1 protein-coding gene is annotated in these 1,584 nt (G+C 71.8%); it reads right to left on the minus strand.

Features of this window, described 5'->3' with window-relative positions; translation table 11 throughout:
• Positions 1-1,584, minus strand: a 1,584-nt coding sequence (locus ABD363_RS32335) for an alpha-1,4-glucan--maltose-1-phosphate maltosyltransferase (RefSeq protein WP_344610025.1), incomplete at both ends; no start/stop codon positions are given.

The raw sequence follows: 1,584 nt of genomic DNA on the forward strand, positions 1-1,584 counted from the left end.
GTTCCGCCGGATGGTGTTGAGCTTGGTGATCAGGGGGCCGATGCTGCGTCCCTCGCGTTCGGCGGCGGCCCAGTCGCGGGGACGGAGCTGGTACTTCTCGCTGTCGAGGTACTCCTCGCTGCCCTCCTTCAGCGGGGTGTTCTCGCACAGTTCGTAGCCGCTGTAGATGCCCCAGGAGGGAGAGAGGGTGGCGGCCAGCACCGCGCGGACCTCGAAGGCGGGCCGCCCCCCGTGCTGCAGATAGGCGTGCAGGATGTCGGGGGTGTTGGCGAAGAAGTTCGGCCGCATGTAGGCCGCCGCCTCCCCGGTCAGCTCGGTGAGGTACTCCGTCAGCTCCTGCTTGGTGTTGCGCCAGGTGAAATAGGTGTAGGACTGCTGGAAACCGATCCGGGCCAGGGTGTGCATCATCGCCGGGCGGGTGAACGCCTCCGCCAGGAAGATCACGTCGGGGTCGGTGCGCTGGACGTCGGCCAGCACCCGCTCCCAGAACACCACCGGCTTGGTGTGCGGATTGTCCACCCGGAAGATCCGCACCCCGTGGCCCATCCAGTGCCGCAGCACCCGCAGCGTCTCGGCGACCAGCCCCTCGAAGTCGGCGTCGAAGGCGATCGGATAGATGTCCTGGTACTTCTTGGGCGGGTTCTCCGCATAGGCGATCGACCCGTCGGGACGGTGGTGGAACCACTCGGGATGCTTGTCCACCCACGGATGGTCCGGCGAGCACTGCAGGGCGAAGTCCAGGGCCACCTCCAGGCCCAGCGCGCGGGCCCGCTCCACGAAGCGGTCGAAGTCCTCGAGCGTGCCCAGCCGCGGATGGACCGCGTCGTGGCCGCCCTCCGCGGAGCCGATCGCCCAGGGCACCCCCACATCGTCCGGGCCGGCCGACAAGGTGTTGTTGCGGCCCTTGCGGAAGGTGGTGCCGATCGGATGGATCGGCGGCAGGTAGACCACGTCGAAACCCATCGCCGCGATCGCCTCCAGCCGCCGCGCGGCGGTGCGGAAGGTGCCGTGCGGCTGCTCGGGCGTGCCCTCCGAACGCGGGAAGAACTCGTACCAGGACCCGAACAGCGCCCGCTCCCGCTCCACCAGCAGCGGCAGCGGCGCCGAGGAGGTGACCAGCTCCCGCAGCGGATGACGGGCCAGCACCGCGTCCACCTCCGGCGTCAGCGCCGCCGCCAGCCGCGCCGCGGCCGGCCGGCCCTCGTCGCGCAGCGCCGCCACCGCGGCCCGCACCACCGCGCGCCCGGCCTCCTGCGGCACCCCGGCCGCGGCCCGCTCGTACAGCCGCGCGCCCTCCTCCAGCACCAGCGCGGTGTCGATACCGGCCGGGACCTTGATCCGCGCATGGTGCCGCCAGGTCGTCACCGGATCGCTCCACGCCTCCACGGCGTACGTCCAGCGGCCCTCGCGGTCCGCGGTCACGGTGGCGCCCCAGCGGTCGGTGCCCGGAGCCAGCTCCCGCATCGGCGTCCACGGCCCCGGCCGGCCCCGCGGATCCCGCAGCACGACATTGGCCGCCACCGCGTCGTGCCCCTCACGGAACACGGTGGCCGACACCTCGAACGACTCACCCACCACCGCCTT

Source organism: Streptomyces glaucus (assembly GCF_039533365.1).
Lineage (GTDB): Bacteria > Actinomycetota > Actinomycetes > Streptomycetales > Streptomycetaceae > Streptomyces > Streptomyces glaucus.